Consider the following 17,869-nt stretch of genomic DNA (forward strand, 5'->3'; position numbering starts at 1 on the left):
GGACTCCGGGGACTGCGATCGATACCCGGTGAAATGATCTGAAAGCTGCCGGCACGGGCAATGCGACCTGCCTGGTTACGCGTAACGCGTCCGGACGGCAAACCTTTGGGGAAACTACAACTCCCGAAGATAGGCATACAGATCGGCCAGGTCCTGAGCACTGACGTCCTTCAGCAGCCCGGCGGGCATCAGTGATGTTCGCTGTTGCTGCCGGCCTTCGATTTCATGGGCTTCGATGCGGTAGGTGTTGTGAGCCGCATCGCGCAGCAACAGCCCGTCCACGGATTCATAGACGATCAGGCCGGCGTAGATTTTTCCGGAAGTCGTTTCGATGGATGTGGTCTGATATCGGGACGACACGTCTCGATTCGGTTCCACAACGGCGGCGAAGAGATCGTTCCGGGAAAACCGCCGGGCGACACCCTGCAGGTCCGGTCCCAGAGCCTGGCGTCCTCCGTGGCACCGCGAGCAGGACAGCTTCGCAAACAGTTGTTCGCCGTGCTTTTTGTTGCCGCGTTCCCAGGCGACGGTGTCCAGCATTTCCAGCGTTTTTGCCGCATCTTCGCCGGCGTCGGCGGGGTGATAGTCCGGAAACTGCTGACGCAGAAACGCGTCGCACGCAGCCAGTGGTTCGGGCTGCGGCTTGTGCCCGTCGTCGCCGAATTCAAACGCGAAGTCTTCGCCGGTGTTGACTTGAAGCAGCCGAACAGCCTGTTCGCGAAGCTCGTATTCGCGGCTGTCGTTCATCAACCGGCGAGCGGCGCTAAGCAGAGCGAACTGTTCGCCCGCGTCGGCGGACGCGGGGAGTGCCTTCAGCGCTTTCAGGCAGGCTTCAACGGCGTTGATCTGCCCGGATGCCAGTCCGTCCACGAACAGTTGCCGATCGGCGGCGTCGGGCTTCTCGGCAATCACCATCAGCACGGCGTCGCGGACGCTGAGATTGTCCAGTTGCTCACGCAGCAGCTTCTGATGAGCGGGGTTGGTGGATTCGCCGATCAGAAAGACGACTTCATTGGACCACTTATAGTTTTCGTCGGCCGCAATTCTGGTGACGAAGGCATTGATGGCTGCGGGGACTTTTTCCTGACTGATTTCGTTGGTCAGCAGAACATGGCCGGGCAGCCCCAGGCCGGGCTGATCGACGATGACCTGCGGAATTGCCGGGTCCACGGCGATGAGTGCCTTGTAGAGTTCTCCGATGCGGTCATTCCAATTGGAATCCTGCTTCAGATTCCGCTGTTCAATTTTGACATCCAGATTCACCAGACCGGCGGCGGTGGCGACTGTTTGTTCGTACGTCCGGTCGACGGCGATCCGCGCGAGTGCAGCCAGCCGGTGGATGTCTGCCGTCGGCGCGGAATCCGCTGTGATGCCGGCCAGCAGCGGATCGATCAGATCGCGATTCAATGGTGCCAGCATGGCGATGATGCGAATGAGTTCGTGGTCAAGTTCGTCGTTCCCTGACGGAAAGACGGCTGCGATCGAAGTCCGGACGGGATTGAGCTTCAGGTCGAATTCATCAAGCGACAGTTGCGGCGCGTAGCTGTCGAACACGGCGTCGCGGCCGAGTTTCGGACCGACGTCGCCGAGCCCCAGTTCCAGCAGCCGAGCCGCGTCCGCGCGCAGATCCGCAGGTTGCGCTGAATCCGCCAGCACTGTCATCGCCAGTTCAACGGCATCCAGATCGAGCGATGTCGGTCGCAGATGCATTCCCAGCGACATCGCAACCAGAGCCCGCGGGTTTCCGTCCAGCAGTGCGGCCAGTTTCGCCGTCTGAGTTTCCGACAATTGTTCCATCAGACTTCCGGCGGAGTACCGCACGAACCGATCCGACGAACCCAGAGCCGCCGCGATTCGCGGAAGTGCCTTTTCCAGCACTTCAGAACCGGATGCCGTAACCAAAGCTTCCAGAGCAGCGCGGACAACCTGCGGCTCGCGATCGCCGAGAAACGGCAGCAGCATCGCGACGCCGGGCGATGCCGGATTCTTCCGACCAATCCCCCATGCCGCGCGAGCCCTGACCTGCGACGACTTCGCTTTGCTGAGTTTCGTCAGCGTCGCTTCGCCCGGACCCCGGAACAATTCGGTCAGAATCTCCACAGCACGAACTCGCTGGTCCGGACGCCGGCCTTCGTCGACGGCCGCGTCCGCAAACACATCGGCTCCCAGAGTCTCCGCCAGCGGCACCCAGACGGCGCGCGACCAACTGCTTGCGGGCTGGGGAGCCGTCAGCACACGGTCCAGCCGTTCGGGATCATTCGTGGCCACCGTTTGCGACAGCAGCGTTTCCTGGTTCTCGTTCGCTTCGTAGACGATGCGGTACACGCCGCCGCGAGTCCCCCGGCCGCCGACGCTGACGTACAGGCTGCCGTCCGGAGCCACTTCCATATCCGTGGGGGCGAAACCAAACTGGCCGCTGCCGGCAGCGAACTCAATCGGCTCCGAGTCCCAGACGGAACCATCGGGTTTCAGCGGCAGAGCCATAATCCGGCCGAAGGTCCAGTCCTGAACAAACAACGCTCCGTAATATGTTCCGGGAAACTGCGTGTGCCGGTAACAGATGACTCCCGTCGGCGAACCTCGCCCGAAACTGGCGACGACGGGCGGCATGTCGAAGAAGCGTTCCGGCCGTTTCCAGCTTCGCGTGACCCAGCCGGCGTTCGACCGGGGAGTCACTTGAAAGACGCGAGTCGGCTCGTACCACGGCAGCGACACGTCGCGTTCTCCGTCGCTGTCGTAGGTGAAGATGTCTCCCGAAATGGAAAACGCGAAGTCGTAGGCATTGCGAAATCCGTCGGCCAGGACTTCGCCGCCGAACAGGTCAGGTTTCAGCCGCAGCAGCGTTCCCGCGTATGGTAGCTTCAGCGGAGACGTCGGCAGCGTGGCATACGAACTGGTCACGCCCGACATGTTGCCGGCGATGATGTACCACCATCCGTCCGGGCCTTTCTGGATCGAATGCACATGATGTTCGCCGCCGGCCTGAATTCGCAGAAACACTTCGGGATCGCCGTCCGCGCGGCCGTCGCGATTGTCGTCACGAAAAATCTGCAGCCCGTCGTCTCCCGAACACAGCAGATGCGGCCCCAGGAAGTACATTCCCTGAGCTCCGGTTTTCGGTCGATCGGCGAACTCACGGTATCGGTCGGCTTTTCCGTCGCCGTTGATATCCAGCAGCGTGCGAACGTAGCCGGGGCCGGAAACAACGATTCGCCCGCGGGAATCGGTCGTCAGACTGTGAATGTCGTGGGCCAGATCATCGTCCGCGAACAATTCCACGCGAAAACCCTGCGGGACGGTAATGCCGATGTCGTCGGCGCTGGCGGCCGGCAACAGCGCAACCCAAAGGCTAAGCATCGCCGGGACGGGCAGACAAAAGGACAGGCTCCGCGATCGCGCCGCGAGACTCTGGTTCACCATGAATCGAACTCCGTTGCTGTGTGAAACGCCGGGACTCGAAGTCTAACGCGTCGGAAAAATTTTGTCCGCCTGCTTTCGTCTGCGGCACGTCGTCACCCGGTTCACCGCGCGATTCGACGCCGGCGGCTGATTTCCTACACTTCCGCTGACGTTTTCGAATCCCCCACCGGACTCGCCAGGCATGTCAGCAGAACGGTTACCCGCGGCTGGTCGACGACAGGTCGCCGCAATTTGCATCACACTGTGGTTTTCCATGGCCGCCGCGCAGCCACCGTCCGGCGACAATCGTCCTCCCGTCGTGCTGACGGAAGCCGGTGCCGCGCTGCATCGCGACGGCCTGTTGTTCGACGGTCACAACGATCTGCCGTGGGAAATTCGCACGCGCGGGAAGTCTTCGTTTGCGGAATTCGACATCTCGCAGCCTCAGCCGGAGATTCACACGGACATCGTGCGGCTGCGATCCGGCGGCGTGAAGGCTCAGTTCTGGTCTGTGTATGTTCCCGCCGACACGGATGCCGCGGGGACAGCTCTGCTGCAGACGCTGCAGCAGATCGAACTTGTGCAGGCGATGATTCGCCGCTATCCGGAAACGTTTGAAATGGCGTCGACGGCCGACGACGTGGAACGCATCATTCGTGAAGGCAGAATCGCCAGCATGATGGGTGTCGAAGGCGGCTATTCCATCGAAGGATCGCTGGACAACATTCAGCGGCTGTACGACCTGGGCTGCCGCTACATAACGCTGACGCATTCGAAATCGCTGGCCTGGGCGGATTCCGCGACCGACGAACCTCGCGTCAACGGCCTGTCGGAATTCGGTGAAGCTGTCGTTCGCGAAATGAACCGCGTCGGAATGCTGGTGGATCTGTCTCACGTGTCACCGGCAACGATGAAGGCCGCGCTGAAGGTGACGGCGGCCCCCGTCATTTTTTCGCATTCGTCGGCACTGGCGATCAACGACCATCCTCGCAACGTTCCCGATGACGTGTTGAAACTGACGGCGGCGAATGGCGGTGTCGTGATGGTGAACTTCTTTTCAAAATTCGTCGTCCCGACGTCGCGACTCAACGCGAATTCGTCCGACCGCGGAAGCATCCACGATGTTGTCGACCACATCGAACACATCATCAACACGGCCGGCATCGATCATGTCGGCATCGGTTCGGACTTCGACGGAGTGCCGCAGTTGCCGACGCAACTCGACGACGTATCGACGTATCCGCTGATTACTCAGGAACTGCTGAACCGGGGACACTCCGCCGACGACATCCGAAAAGTGCTCGGCGGCAACATCCTGCGAGTTCTCCGCCAGACGGAACAGGTCGCCGCCGAAATGCGCTGACGATACGGCGCCGGCGCAGGTGCGCAATTTACGGAATCCTGTCTTCCATCCTCGCCGGACGCTTGGCCCGTGGCACGTCACTCGTTTCAATCCGTCCGCTCATTCAACAGCTTTCTGCGGAATCGCAATATGCCCCGGATCAAACCTTTCAAGGCCCTGCGTCCCGCCGACGGTCAGGCTCAACAGGTCGCGTCCGTTCCCTACGACGTCGTCAACCGCGAAGAAGCCGCAGCACTGGCCGCCGGCAATCCCAACAGCTTTCTGCACGTTGTGCGCCCGGATATCGATCTTCCGCCGGACACCAATCCCTACGCCGACGAAGTCTATGCGAAGGGCCGGCAGAATCTGGATCGCCTGGTCAGCCAGGGAATCCTGCAGCGTGACAGCGACGACTGCCTGTTTGCCTACCGGCAGATCATGAACGGCGTTTCTCAGACGGGAGTCGTCTGTTGCTGCCACATCGACGATTACGAAAACAATCTGATCCTGAAACACGAAAAGACGCGTCCGGCCAAGGAAGATGACCGAACGCGACATGTCCTGGCACTGAACGCTCACGCCGGACCCGTGTTTCTGACCTACCGCGACGTTCCGGACATCACTGTTCTGGTGGAGGCCGCCTGCCGGCAGGCGCCGTTGTACGACTTCACTGCGGTCGACGGCGTGCAGCACACCGTCTGGCGAATTGCCGACACGGTGCCGCTGGTGGAGCAGCTTTCCGCCGTGCCGCGGTTCTACGTTGCCGACGGACATCATCGTTCCGCAAGTGCCTGGCGAGCCGGCGCGGCGCGGCGAGCCGACAACCCCCGTCACACCGGCCAGGAAGAATACAACTGGTTTCTGACCGTGCTGTTTCCCGCCGATGAACTGAATATCCTGGCCTACAATCGCATCATCCGCGATCTGAACGGACTCACGCCCGACGAAGTGTGTTCGAAGCTGGCCGCCGTCGGCAGACTCGAACCGGCATCCCATCCGGTGCCGGACGCGACTGGTTCCTTCTGTTTTTACCTGGCCGGCCGATGGCACAACCTGACCATTCCCGCCAATTCGATCGACCACAGCGACGCAATCGAATCGCTGGACGTTGCGATTCTGGAAAGACGTGTGCTGGAACCCGTCTTCGGCATCGGCGACGTGCGGACGGACCCTCGCATCGATTTTGTCGGCGGCATTCGCGGTACGAAGGAACTGGAATCGCGAGTCAACAGCGGTGAATGGGCCTGCGCCGTGTCGATGTACCCAACGTCTGTGAACCAGCTCATGGCCGTTTCCGACGCCGGAAAAATCATGCCACCCAAAAGCACCTGGTTCGAACCCAAGCTTCGCAGCGGGCTGCTGGTTCATACTCTGGATTAGACACATGACGCCTGAAACACAAATCGCAGAATTCCTCGACGGAAGCCGTTTCGCAGTCGCCGGAGCATCCACGGATCGCGACAAGTACGGAAACAAAGTGCTGCGCGTCTATCAGCAAAAGGGCTACGACGTGGTCCCGATCAATCCGAAAGCGGACACGGTCGAAGGCATCGCGGCCGTGGCTTCGCTGAAGGACATCGCCGAACCCGTCCACGGCCTGTCAATCGTCACACCGCCGTCCGTCACCGAACGTGTCGTGAACGAAGCCATCGAACTCGGCATTCGACACATCTGGATGCAGCCGGGAGCGGAAAGCGACGCAGCCGTCACCGCCGCGCACCAGGCGGGCGTCAACCTGATTCACGGCGGCCCGTGTGTTCTGGTCGTGCTGGGGTTTCGAGATCACTAGCCCGGACAATTTATGCTGCTTTGCCTCGTTCCAGTGGCTCCACCCTGGAACGCCGTGCCTGGCAGGTTCCGCCTGCCGTTCATCGCGATGAAGAGTGCTCGATCGCCTGCCGTGGTTGTCGTGCCTGTGCTGAAAATCTACGATGTCGCACCGCAGTTTTTTCACCGGCTTCTGACATCATTCGGCACAGTTTCATGAGCGACCCGTCCGTCACTGGAAAAGTTCACGTTATCGAAGACACAAAGACGTTTGGACAAAAAGGGTTTCGCAAACGTCTGGTCGTCCTGGAACAGGACACCGGACGGTTCACAAACTATCTGCCGATCGAATTCATCCAGGATGGCTGCGACACCGTGGATCAGCTCAGCGTCGGGACGGAGGTCCAGATTAGCTATCGCCTCACCGGCCGAAAATGGCAGCGAGATCCCAACAGCGAAGTGAAATACTTTCTCAGCGCCGAGGCCACCGGCTTCCAGATCCTTGGCTCGGCACCAGCGTCCGACACTTCGGACCGCGACGACATCCCGTACGGCGAAACCTTCGAATCCGATGAAGAAGCGCCGTTTTGACAATCCTCCGGCGAATGGAGGTTGTTGCAGGCAGTCCGGTCAGTGGAACTCACTGATGGCTGCCACGAACGCTGTCGCATCTTCGAAGGAAATCTGTGCCGCGAGCAACCGTGTGCCCCGTGTCGGAACGCTGATGCGCGACACGAATTGAACGACGGCAGCGGACTGTAATTCGTTTCCGCTTAACCGCGAAATGGGTTCATGACGCCATTGGAATCCATTCAAACCCATGACATGATCGCGCTCAGAATTATTCGCCGAACGGATTCGGAACGACCAAAGGGAGTTTTCCCGGGCAGCTTCTGGAGAGATCGACATCGCTCGATCGTGTGGCCGCTGAGCTACTGCGTAGATTGCATCGCGATGGCTCTGTCCGCGGAAGGCAATCTGTCCGCTGAGACTATCGCGAGTTTTCGTCCTCAACGTCATTCTGCAACACGCTTCTCGTCCGGAAAGTAGACGGAAAATTGATCGTCTTCGGGCCATGTTTCAACCGTGTCAGCTGCCTTGTGAAGCAACCGGTCGATGGCTCGGCCAAGATGATCGGCGGACGGACTGACTCGACCGTTCATCAGGGCCACGAAGTTTCTGCCGTCGTGGCGGCGGATCAGAATCGTGGCGGTGCCGTCCAGAGAACCCGTGTGCCAGTGGTTGATCCGGTCGTTCTCCGTGACACGATTGATCCAGCCGAGCGAATAGTACGTCTCCTTCGGCGTTCCATCGGTCTCGAAACCAGCCGACCCCGGCGGCCGTTCATACATCAGTTCGATGCTGGCCTTCGACAGAATCGGGCAGTTGTCCGGATCATCGAACGCTGCGGCGAAGCGAGCGAGATCGACCGCCGACGCGATCCAGCCGCCGTGAGAATCCATCGCCTCCAGGTACCACGCTCCGTACGGCCAGGGCGTGTCTTCGTTCAGATCGTCGGCAAACACGGACTTGCCCGTTCCAGGCTGATAGTAGCGAACTTCGCGTTCCGCCCGTCCGTCCAGCCGAGTCGCTCCGATGCGCATCGACGTGATTCCCAGCGGAGCCAGCACATGCTGTTTCACATACGCTTCGTAGGGCTGACCGGTCAGTTTTTCGATGACGCGCCCGAGCAGGCAGTAGCCAAAGTTCGAATAGGCGTAGCGTTCACCGGGATCGAAATCCAGAGGCTGATGCAGCATCGCCTGAATCACCGTGTGCTGATCCGCGGGAGGCGAAACGTTCAGTTGCCGGGCGAAGTCGACCGACCGGAACATCGCGTCAAACGATTTGTCACGGTCCCAGCCGCCGCGATGCTGCAGCAGATGCCGAATCGTAATGTCCCTCAGTCGAGCCTCCGTGTGAGGAGATTCGACGCGATTTGACTCCGCTGCGTCGCTGGTGGCATTCGGTTGCAGGTCTTCAAGCACGTCCAGCACACGGTCATCCAGCTTCAGTTTTCCTGTTCCACCAACTGCAGGATTGCCACGGCTGTGATGGGTTTGGAAATGCTGGCGATGCGAAACAGACTGGTCGGTTCCACTTTCTGCTTCGCGGCGATATCGGCGTAGCCAAAACCACGAGCCATCATCAGCCGGCCTTTGTTCGTCACGGCGACCGACAAACCGGGAACGCGGTGTTCGGTCATGAAGTCGGCGATCAGCCGGTCGTATTCGGCAAAGCGTTCGTCCCGGATCCCCGTCGATGCAGCCTGAGCTGCCGTGGAAGAATCAAAGCCCGGCCCGCGCAGAATTCGGCCCGGACGAGCGTCGGTGATCTGGCCGTCGCGCAGCACCAGCCGACCGTTGACGATGACATGTTTCATGCCGTGCGACACCGCGTGCGGATTCGCGAAGTCCGCTCGATCGGCGAGTTCTTCATAATCGAACACGATGACGTCGGCGGCCAGTCCTTCCGTGATTCGGCCCCGGTCGTATGCCATCACATCATTCGCGGCGGCAGCGCTGGCCTGCGCGACCGCACGCTCCAGACTGATGGCTCCCAGGTCGCGGACATAGTGAGAAAGCAGGCGCGGGAAGGAACCGAAGGCTCGCGGGTGCGACGCGGAACGGTCTCCGCCGGCCGGTCCGACGTCCGTGCAGAACGACACAAACGGTTCCTGCATGGCCAGGATCTTGTTGGCATCCGTCATCGATTCCGGCAGCGCAAAGGCGCCGGCTTTGACGAGATTGAAAAACGTGTCCCACGGATCTTCGCTGCTGGCCGCCGCGATTGCCGCGACCGACTGGCCGTCGAGTTTCGCGTACCGCGGATCGTTGCTTCTGCCGATCACGACACGGTCCCAGTCATTTCCGACATGCCGGTACCAGTTTTCCCAGCCGCCGAGCGTTTCCATTTCCCGGCGTATCTCGTCGCGCAATTCGGGATCATCCAGCCGGTTTCGCAGAACATCGTAGCCTTCGGCAAAGTGGCGAGGATGAATCATCGCTGCGATTCCCAGGCCGTTGTTGATGTACGGATAGATGTCGGCCGTGACCTGCTGGCCGGTGAATCGAGCCGCCTTGATTCGCGCGATTGCCAGCGGCATCTTGCCCCAGTTCTGACGACCGGCTGCCTTCAGATGAAAAATGTGGACGGCAGTTTGTCCCTGACGACCGATCTCCAGAGCCTCGTCAATCGCTTCCAGCAGGCGGTCCCCTTCGTTTCTCATGTGAGTGTAGTACCGACCGCCGAACTGCCCGGCGATCTTTGCCAGCGCTGCGATTTCTTCCGTTTCAGCGAAGACGGCAGGCGGATAAATCAGCGCCGTGGAAACTCCGATCGCTCCGGCTTCCATCGCTTCGCGGACCAGATCCTGCATGCGTTTCAGTTCGTCAGCGTCAGGCCGCCGCTCCACGTCGCCCAGCACAATTCGGCGCACCTGAGTATGTCCGACGCTTTGCACAACGTTGACCGGCAGACCCTGCATTTCCACGAGAGCGAAATATTCGGCCATCGTCGTCCAGCCTCGTCGCCGGCCGACATCCGGACTGAGCGGCGCTTCGGAAGCGCCTTCTCCCGCGTTGATCGTTGTGATGCCCTGAGTCAGCAGGTTGATGGCCGACTTCGGGTCGTCGACCATGGGAGTTGCCGTCTGACCCATCATGTCGATAAACCCCGGCGCGACAACATGCCCGGCCGCGTCGATCACGGTCTCCCCAAGCGCCGTGTCGATGCGCCCGATCTTCGCGATCCGTCCGTCGGCGATTCCAACGTCTGCTTCGTACCAGGGAGCTCCCGTGCCGTCGACGATGCGCCCGCCGACGATCACGATGTCAAACGGCCTGTCGTCAGCCGCGGCTGACCGGTTCAACAGCAGGCAGGAAAGAATCGCAATGATCCGGAGTCGGTCGAAGCTCCGGCGTCGCCTGAAGCTGAAAGCAGTTGGCACCTTCACACGATCCCCTTTCCGCGCATGTGTCATGATTCGCAGGCAGGGTCATGTTGACTGCAACGCGGCGGTGAAGCAACCAGCCAGAAGATTGCTCGCGGGCCGGATTTGAGTCGTCACAGCGTGCGCGCTGTTCGCGCGGAAAGCGACATCGCTGCGGAAAGATTCACCGGACGACGGCGGGAATCGATCGGTCGCCACAGACGTCGAGCTCCCGAACCGGGAATCAGAAAAGAGTCGACGCGGCGAACCGCGCCGACTCCCCCCGGCAAAGCGGGAGCACAGCGGACTCGGTCCGAGAACTCCGTCCACTGTCCAGCCTCCAAAGACGACAAAGCCGCCCGGTGAGGCGAATTCTAAATACCGCTCGTCCGACGCCGATGCACGCTGTTGATGGCTGTGAGGACGAAATTACGGGATTTTCCCCGCACTTTATTCTGCCGTTCGCGCAGGTCGCGTCGCAGGGCTTTCTGCCATGAGCCGCCGGAGCCGCCTGGCAGTCGCATTCGTGCCTTGCAGATGTTCGAGGGAGGTGCTTCCAATGGCGTACCGATTTCGCTATCACGCGACGCGACGACCGTGTTCGTTTCGAATTCGCTTCCATCCTCCGTTCCAGCAAACAGGTTGACGCCATGAATCGATACTTCCGACTACTGTTGATGTCGGCCGTTGTGTGTCTTTCCGGAATCGCGAGTGCTCAGGAGGAAGATTATCCCACGCCGCCGGAAGCCGTGGAACGCGACGGAGTGCCGAAGGGACGGATCGACGGTCCGCATGAATTCCGCAGCACGATTTATCCCGGCACCGTGCGGAACTACTGGGTGTACGTGCCGGCTCAGTACGACGCCGCGAAGCCTGCGGCGCTGATGATCGTTCAGGACGGACTGGGAAAGGCGAAAGGCTGGAACCTGTCGACCGTGCTGGACAACATGATTCACAGCGGAGAGATCCCCGTTCAACTGGGGATCTTCATTGACCACGGCGTCGTCCCGGCTCCGCATGAGAACGCTCAGCCGCGCTTCAATCGCAGCTTTGAATACGACTCGATGGGAGACCGCTACGCTCGGTTTCTGATTGAAGAAATCCTGCCGGAGGTGGCGAAGACATATTCATTCAGCGACGATCCCAACGATCGCTGCATCGCCGGCAGCAGTTCCGGGCTATCTGCGCATTACCGCTGCATGGGAACGACCGGATGCGTTTCGTCGCGTCTTCAGCACGATCGGCACATACGTCGGTCTGCGCGGCGGGAATGAATATCCGATTCTGGTTCGCAAGACGGAGCCCAAACCGATTCGCGTCTTTCTGCAGGACGGCAGCACGGATCTGGATATCTACGGCGGAAGCTGGTGGAACGCCAATCTGTCAATGTTGTCAGCCCTGAAGTTCGCCGGTTACGACGTCGAACATGTCTGGGGCGAAGGCGGCCACAACAACAAACAGGGAGCCGCCGTGACTCCGCAGGCGCTGCGATGGCTGTGGCGAGATTACCCGGAACCCATCCAGGCCGGGCGCGCCGCGGAACGACGCACCGATCTGCTGATTGATGGGGAAGACTGGGAACTGGTCAGCAACGGTCATCGCTTTACCGAAGGCCCCGCCGTCGGTAAATCGGGAGATCTGTTCTTTACCGACATCCCCAACAACGTCATTCACAAAGTCGACGCCGACGGAGACGTCACCGTCTTCGCCGAAGACACCGGCGGAGCCAACGGCCTGATGTTCGGACCTGACGGAAAACTCTACGCCTGCGCTGGCACGGACGGGCGAGTTGACCGGTACACCGTCGGCGGAGAAGCCAACGGCAGGCGAGAAACGTTTCTCGACGACATCAAGCCGAACGATATCGTCATTCTGCACGATGGCAGCGGCTACGTGACCGAACCCGGTGCGAAGAAGGTCTGGCACTTCACCGCCGACGGAAGGAAAACCGAAGTCGACAGCGGCATGGAGTTTCCAAACGGTGTCATCACGTCTCCCGATCAGACATTGCTGACCGTATCGGATACTCGAAGCCGCTTCTGCATGTCATACAGCATTCAGGCGGACGGTTCGCTGACCGCGAAGCAGGAATACGGCTGGCTGCACGTCACCGATCACGTGCAAAGCGGCGCTGATGGAATGACGGTGGATACTGAAGGCCGCATCTACGTCACAACATCGCTGGGAGTTCAGGTGATGGACCAGCTTGGACGCGTGCATTTCATCATCCGGAAACCAACCGACCAATGGCTGTCCAACGTCGCCTTCGGAGGACCGGACCGCAGAACTCTGTACGTCACCTGCGGAGACAGCGTGTTCAGGCGACGCGTGACAGCAACAGGAATCGACACCGCCACCGAACCGCTGATGCCGCCGAAACCGGGTTTGTAACGAGGCCCTCGAACGCCACCGCCGGCAATGAGCGGCGCTGGTGTATGCACCCCTCCCGGCCGAAGGCCAAATGGGAGGGGTCGAACGAGCGAAGCAAGTTCGGGTGAGGGCACGTCCGCGCAATGGTCGCGCTGCGTTGCAGGACGCTGATCGCGCACTCGGCCCTCTCCCGGGCATCGCTCCAGTCGCCCGACCTCTCCCGGCCGCTGCGCTGGGAGAGATGCATGCGCGGATGCGGGCATGGCGAGAATTCTGCTGCTGTTCTGGTCATCTGCGGAAACTCAGCGCCACGCGATACGCCTTTCTGCAGCCGCAACTTCTGCTGATCGGTTGAAGGAAGCATCGCGACGAGTCACGCTGACGCATCCAGGAAGCGTACGCATGAAAACGATTCAGCCTTCTCCCGGGCATCCTCGCTGCCCCGACCTCCCCGGACGCTGCGGCAGGGAGAGATGGATAGCGCGGACGCCGGCAATGAGCGGCGCTGGTGTATGCACCCCTCCCGGCCGAAGGCCATAGGGAGGGTCGAACAGCGAAGCGACGTTCGGGGAGGACGTCCGCCCGTTCGTCGTGCTGTGTGCGCAGAACGCTGAACGCCACTCGGCCCTCTCCCGGGCATCGCTCCGCTGCCCCGACCTCTCCCTCACGCTGCGGCTGGGAGAGGTGGCTACGCGGACGCGTTGCGGGAAGGCGAGTCGGCTCGAACCGCGCGAATACCAATCCGGCAGTGAACTGACGGCGGCTACGGATTCGGAGACGGCTTCTGCGCGGGGATGCAGATGGCCCGAATCACGCCCTCCGAGTTCTGTTCCACGCTGGTGCCGGCCGAATAGGCGGCGATCCGCTTGATCGCGGTGACGACTTCGTCAGACACTCCTGCCGATTCCAGTTCTGAAACCGCGGGATCGGTGATTTCGAATCGGCCGCCGTGAGTCTGCACCTGGGAAATGATGGTCGCGACGTCGGCGCCGGATTCTGTCAGACGAACCAGATCAGCGTTCGTGAAATCGCCGGGCTGTTCGTCAGCCCGGGCAGATTCGTCGCCCACCGAAGATGGAGCGGCGTAGTCGTATCCGTCAAACATGTGCGTGAACGGGTGAGGAACCGATCTGTCTCGGGTGGACTGGCAGCCGCTGAACGCCGCGGCCAGCACCAGAATGGCAAGCAATCGCGCAACAACGTTCCGACCTTTGGACGTAATGATCGTGTTCATGATCTCCTCCGTTAGCTCATTCGACCTCTTTCTGCCTGCAGCATAAATCGCTCGTCCCTGCGGCTGCCTTCGAACTGACGTCTTTCAGTTCGTGCACAGCCATTAACGCCGCGAACGCCCGCAGGTCGAGGGGCGAGTTTTCGAAATCGCGCGATTCCGAGGAGAGAAGTTTCTCCGGACGCTCGCGAACCGGCGAAATCCGCCGCGCGACTCGGAGTACCGGCGATCAATGTTCGCGCGGCGCGTTGCAGGGGCCGCAATTCGGGACGGAAAACATTAAAGCGAAACGTTCCCGCAGAGCATTACGCTCGGTCTGTCATTTCGTCGGCGTCCAGACTGTGTGCAATCAGAGTTTCCATCGAAATGTGTTCGATGGCCGACATATGCGTCGCGCGCAGGACGAGCTTTGGAGCGACGCCGGCGTCCAGAGCTTCCAGCCATCGCGGCAGGCACAGGCACCAGCGATCGCCGTGTTTCAGTCCGGGAAACCGGTACTGCGGCACGGGAGTGGTCAGGTCGTTGCCGACTCGTTTCGAGAACTCCAGAAACTCGTCGGTGACTTCGACGCAAACCGTGTGCATGCCGACATCGTCTCCGCAGGTATCGCATTTTCCGGTACGAAAGAATCCGGTCAGCGGATCACTTGAGCAGACCTGCAGATCTTCCCCAAAAACATTCTTGGCCATGGCTGATTGATGATTCCGGTGTGATTCAGGACATCAGAACGCACCGCCGAAAGTTGACGGCGATTGAGCAAAAACTGCCGATCTGACGGGTCGAATGGTAAGTTCCTTCGTGATCGCCGCCTAACCGTAAAGTTCCGCCCGACCGGAAACCGATCCAGTTTTCGAAGGACCATAGTTCCGTTGCGCAAATCTTGTAGCGGAAAACGCAGACGTCAATAGCGACGCCGGGGGATTGCCATGGACGACACTCAAGAACTGACTTCGCGGTCCGCACCCCGTCCGGCCGAGCGGCAGGAAACGTCGGACACGACGACGGAGACTTCCGGCAAATCAAAACGCCGCAAGCTGGCAATTCTGATCCTGTTGCTGATGTTGGGAGCCGTATTTTCGGACGCCGGCTTCTTTTCGGGCGACAACCCGGAAACGTCGGCGGACACCCCTGAAATGGAAGAAATCGACGAGTTGCTGGCGGATTTTTCTGACGCCACCCGCTCGGCGTCAACTCCTGACGAATGGGATCACGATGACCGGCTGTTTGGCAGTCGCGACGGTTCAACCGCGGTCACCACAACGTCACTGTCGACACAGCAGCCGCAGGATGCCGGTTTCACTCTGACAATTCCGACCAGCGCTTCGACACCACGCCCGGCGCCGTCGTCGGGTTACGCACCGTCGGCTGCCGCATCGCCGGGGATTCGCTTTACGGGTTCGATTCAGCCGGTTCGATAGCCCGGCGCCGCGGCTTTCCGCGAACTCCGTGATTCACGTCATCGTCCTCCGAAACTCTGTCAACCGGGCCGGGCTGAAATGTACGAGGCATTCTGGGGCTTTACTTCGAAACCATTTGGCGGCCGGCAGGCGCTGGAAGCTCCCGCGTCGTCGCGATCGCAGCAGACGGCATTGCTGCGGCTGAATTACGCCTTCGACAACGGTTCCCGCGCTGCGGCTGTGGTCGGAAGCTGCGGGCTGGGGAAGTCACAGGTCATTCGTCTGCTAAAGGCTGAACGGCCTGAACGAAGGAACGTGATCTCCGTCGTGTTTCCGTCGCTGAGTCCGCTGGAACTTCTGCGGATTGTCGCGGACGACATCAATCCGGGTCATTCGTCAGCGCTGGAATCGGCACCGATGGACGCGGTGCTGCTTTCAATTCGGACGTCACTTCGCCGTCTGGCGGACGGATTGCATCAGCAGGGCGGCGGTCGTCAGACGGTGATCTGCTTCGATGACGCTCACCTGCTGTCGTCCGACGCAATGACCTGTGCGATTCAGTCGCTGCTGAATCTTGCCGACATTGAATCCCGCAGCGAACTGTGTGTTGTGCTGGCCGGTCAGCCGGTGCTGGTATCGCGTCTTGTCCGGCAGCCGCAGTTGAACGAACGCATCGGCGTGGTCGCTACGCTGCAGGGCTTTGGCTTCGCGGAAATGGTCAACTACGTTACGTCTCAACTGGCTTCTGTCGGTTGTTCGCGGCAGGTCTTCACGGAAGCAGCGCTGCGGAGCCTGTACGATCTCAGCCACGGCAATCCGAGGCGGATCAATCGCCTGTGCGACATGGCTCTTCTGGTCGGCTGCGCGGATCGGTGCTCTGAAATCACGGAACGCGAGCTGGAAGCTGTGGCCGCGGAACTGATGCCCGCGGCGGCATGATGTTTCGGGGAATCGACCCATTGCGCCGACGCCTGAGTTGCGGGATCTGACGGTTTCGCGACAATCGCATGCGGTTTGCCGTTACCTGCACGCGTCGCCGATTTCCATGTCAGATTCTTCCCATCCGTCCACATCGCCGGTTGGCCAGTCGATTCAGTACGACCGGTTTCTGGACTGCGTTCATTGCGGACTGTGTACGTCGGCATGTCCGACCTACGTCGAGACCGGCAACGAAAACGATAGTCCCCGCGGACGAATCTATCTGATGCGTTCCGTCGTCGACGGGCGGCTGGATCTGACCGACAGAGTCAGGGAGCATCTGGATCTGTGCCTGGACTGCAGAAGCTGTGAAACGGCGTGTCCTTCGGGAGTTCAATACGGTCGGCTGCTGGAACCTTTCCGCGTTGAAATGCACCGTTCCGAAACTCCCGCCGCCGGTTTGTCACCCGATGATTCCGGCAGGCCCGACTGGTTCCACCGGTGGATTCTGCACGGGCTGTTTCCAAACCGCCGGCGCATGGCGTGGGCTCTGACGCCCGCGCGTTGGATGCAGACGCTGAAAGTCGATCGGATGCTCGAAAGCACCGGTCTGACAAAGCTGCTTCCGGGACGATTGCGTCGAATGCAGCAGCAGTTACCGGTCCTGCAAAAACCGCTGCCTCCGCTTCCGGAGCTGTTGCCCGCAAAGGGAGACCGCCGCGCGACGGTCGGGCTGTTTCTGGGATGCGTCGCCGATGCGATGTTTCGGCGAGTCCACTGGGCGACAGCTCGCGTACTTCAGGAAAACGGCTGCGATGTCCTGGTGCCGAAAAGTCAGAACTGCTGCGGAGCAATCCATTATCACAGCGGATCATCCGGTCCGGCTCTGCAACTGATGCGTCAGAACACGCTGGCGTTTGAACTGAACACGCTGGACGCGATCATCGTCAACGTGGCCGGCTGCGGAGCGATGCTGAAGGACTATTCGCACATCGCCGACGAACTGAACGGCGACGATGACGAACGTCTGCCGGCATTTGTCGCGAAAGTTCGTGACGTGTCCGAGTTCCTGGCTGAACTCGGGCCGGTGAAACCCTCCGGCGCGATCAACGCGGTCGTCGCCTACCAGGACGCGTGCCATCTGCAGCACGCGCAGAAGATTCGCCAGCAGCCGCGCGACCTGCTGCAGATGATTCCCGGCATCCGACTGAAGCCGATCGCCGAACCGGAACTGTGCTGCGGAGCTGCCGGAAGTTACAACCTGACTCAGCCGGAGATGGCGGATCGTCTCGGCCGGCGCAAGGTGGCGAATCTGCTGGCCGTGGAACCCGACCTGATCGTCAGCGGCAATGCCGGCTGCTCACTGCAGTTGCAGGCTCAGCTAAAGCAGCAGGGCCGCGCGGTCCCGGTTCTGCACCCGATGGAACTGCTGGATCTCAGCTACCGCAACGCGAAACTGTCGGACCTGAGCTGAGCAGCGCCGGGGCGGCATGACGTGCACTCGCGGCGCAGAC

The 17,869-nt window shown here is 60.7% G+C and carries 14 protein-coding genes; 9 read left to right on the plus strand and 5 right to left on the minus strand.

The genetic code is table 11. The annotated features are described in order from the left end of the window. Positions 1–114: 114 nt before the first annotated feature. A complete protein-coding gene (locus R3C19_21615) occupies positions 115–3,420 on the minus strand; it encodes a HEAT repeat domain-containing protein (GenBank protein MEZ6062952.1) in 3,306 nt (1,101 codons plus the stop codon). Positions 3,421–3,673: 253 nt separating this feature from the next. Here R3C19_21615 and R3C19_21620 point away from each other — a divergent pair, with 253 nt between their 5' ends. The 4 genes from R3C19_21620 to R3C19_21635 all read left to right on the plus strand — a co-directional run bounded on the left by R3C19_21620 (position 3,674) and on the right by R3C19_21635 (position 7,099). Further along, positions 3,674–4,762: a dipeptidase gene (locus tag R3C19_21620; protein ID MEZ6062953.1), complete on the plus strand. Its 1,089-nt coding sequence runs from the start codon at positions 3,674–3,676 to the stop codon at positions 4,760–4,762. Between the two features lie 129 nt (positions 4,763–4,891). Beyond that, positions 4,892–6,121 (plus strand): DUF1015 family protein, encoded by a 1,230-nt coding sequence (locus tag R3C19_21625; GenBank protein ID MEZ6062954.1) that lies wholly within the window; start codon positions 4,892–4,894, stop codon positions 6,119–6,121. A gap of 4 nt (positions 6,122–6,125) precedes the next feature. Next, positions 6,126–6,530 (plus strand): CoA-binding protein, encoded by a 405-nt coding sequence (locus R3C19_21630; protein MEZ6062955.1) that lies wholly within the window; start codon positions 6,126–6,128, stop codon positions 6,528–6,530. A gap of 194 nt (positions 6,531–6,724) precedes the next feature. After that, positions 6,725–7,099 carry a DUF3127 domain-containing protein gene (locus R3C19_21635; protein ID MEZ6062956.1) on the plus strand — a complete coding sequence of 125 codons (375 nt, stop codon included), beginning with the start codon at positions 6,725–6,727 and terminating at the stop codon, positions 7,097–7,099. Positions 7,100–7,524: 425 nt separating this feature from the next. Here R3C19_21635 and R3C19_21640 read toward each other — a convergent pair whose 3' ends face one another. Then, on the minus strand, positions 7,525–8,505 hold the full coding sequence (locus R3C19_21640) for a serine hydrolase domain-containing protein (protein MEZ6062957.1): 981 nt from the start codon (positions 8,503–8,505) through the stop codon (positions 7,525–7,527). 14 nt (positions 8,506–8,519) lie between these two features. Next, positions 8,520–10,463: a serine hydrolase gene (locus R3C19_21645; protein ID MEZ6062958.1), complete on the minus strand. Its 1,944-nt coding sequence runs from the start codon at positions 10,461–10,463 to the stop codon at positions 8,520–8,522. A gap of 626 nt (positions 10,464–11,089) precedes the next feature. On the opposite strand from R3C19_21645, the gene R3C19_21650 reads away from it, so the two are divergent. Both R3C19_21650 and R3C19_21655 read left to right on the plus strand, forming a co-directional pair. Continuing rightward, positions 11,090–11,713 carry an alpha/beta hydrolase-fold protein gene (locus R3C19_21650; protein MEZ6062959.1) on the plus strand — a complete coding sequence of 208 codons (624 nt, stop codon included), beginning with the start codon at positions 11,090–11,092 and terminating at the stop codon, positions 11,711–11,713. A 112-nt stretch (positions 11,714–11,825) separates the two neighbouring features. Further along, positions 11,826–12,830, plus strand: coding sequence for an SMP-30/gluconolactonase/LRE family protein (locus tag R3C19_21655; GenBank protein MEZ6062960.1), 1,005 nt, complete (start codon positions 11,826–11,828; stop codon positions 12,828–12,830). Positions 12,831–13,572: 742 nt separating this feature from the next. Here the strand turns inward: R3C19_21655 and R3C19_21660 are convergent. Together R3C19_21660 and R3C19_21665 are read right to left on the minus strand one after the other, a co-directional pair. Continuing rightward, entirely contained in the window at positions 13,573–14,043 is a 471-nt protein-coding gene (locus tag R3C19_21660; protein ID MEZ6062961.1) for a hypothetical protein, read from the minus strand. A 302-nt stretch (positions 14,044–14,345) separates the two neighbouring features. Next, positions 14,346–14,729, minus strand: coding sequence for a DUF2237 domain-containing protein (locus tag R3C19_21665; GenBank protein ID MEZ6062962.1), 384 nt, complete (start codon positions 14,727–14,729; stop codon positions 14,346–14,348). A 237-nt stretch (positions 14,730–14,966) separates the two neighbouring features. Here R3C19_21665 and R3C19_21670 point away from each other — a divergent pair, with 237 nt between their 5' ends. The 3 genes from R3C19_21670 to R3C19_21680 all read left to right on the plus strand — a co-directional run bounded on the left by R3C19_21670 (position 14,967) and on the right by R3C19_21680 (position 17,829). Beyond that, a complete protein-coding gene (locus R3C19_21670; protein ID MEZ6062963.1) occupies positions 14,967–15,458 on the plus strand; it encodes a hypothetical protein in 492 nt (163 codons plus the stop codon). Positions 15,459–15,536: 78 nt separating this feature from the next. Further along, complete coding sequence (locus tag R3C19_21675; protein MEZ6062964.1) at positions 15,537–16,376, plus strand: AAA family ATPase; 840 nt, start codon at positions 15,537–15,539, stop codon at positions 16,374–16,376. A 106-nt stretch (positions 16,377–16,482) separates the two neighbouring features. Beyond that, entirely contained in the window at positions 16,483–17,829 is a 1,347-nt protein-coding gene (locus R3C19_21680; GenBank protein ID MEZ6062965.1) for a heterodisulfide reductase-related iron-sulfur binding cluster, read from the plus strand. The last annotated feature ends 40 nt before the right edge of the window (positions 17,830–17,869 follow it).

It is taken from the genome of Planctomycetaceae bacterium, from assembly GCA_041398785.1.
Lineage (GTDB): Bacteria > Planctomycetota > Planctomycetia > Planctomycetales > Planctomycetaceae > JAWKUA01.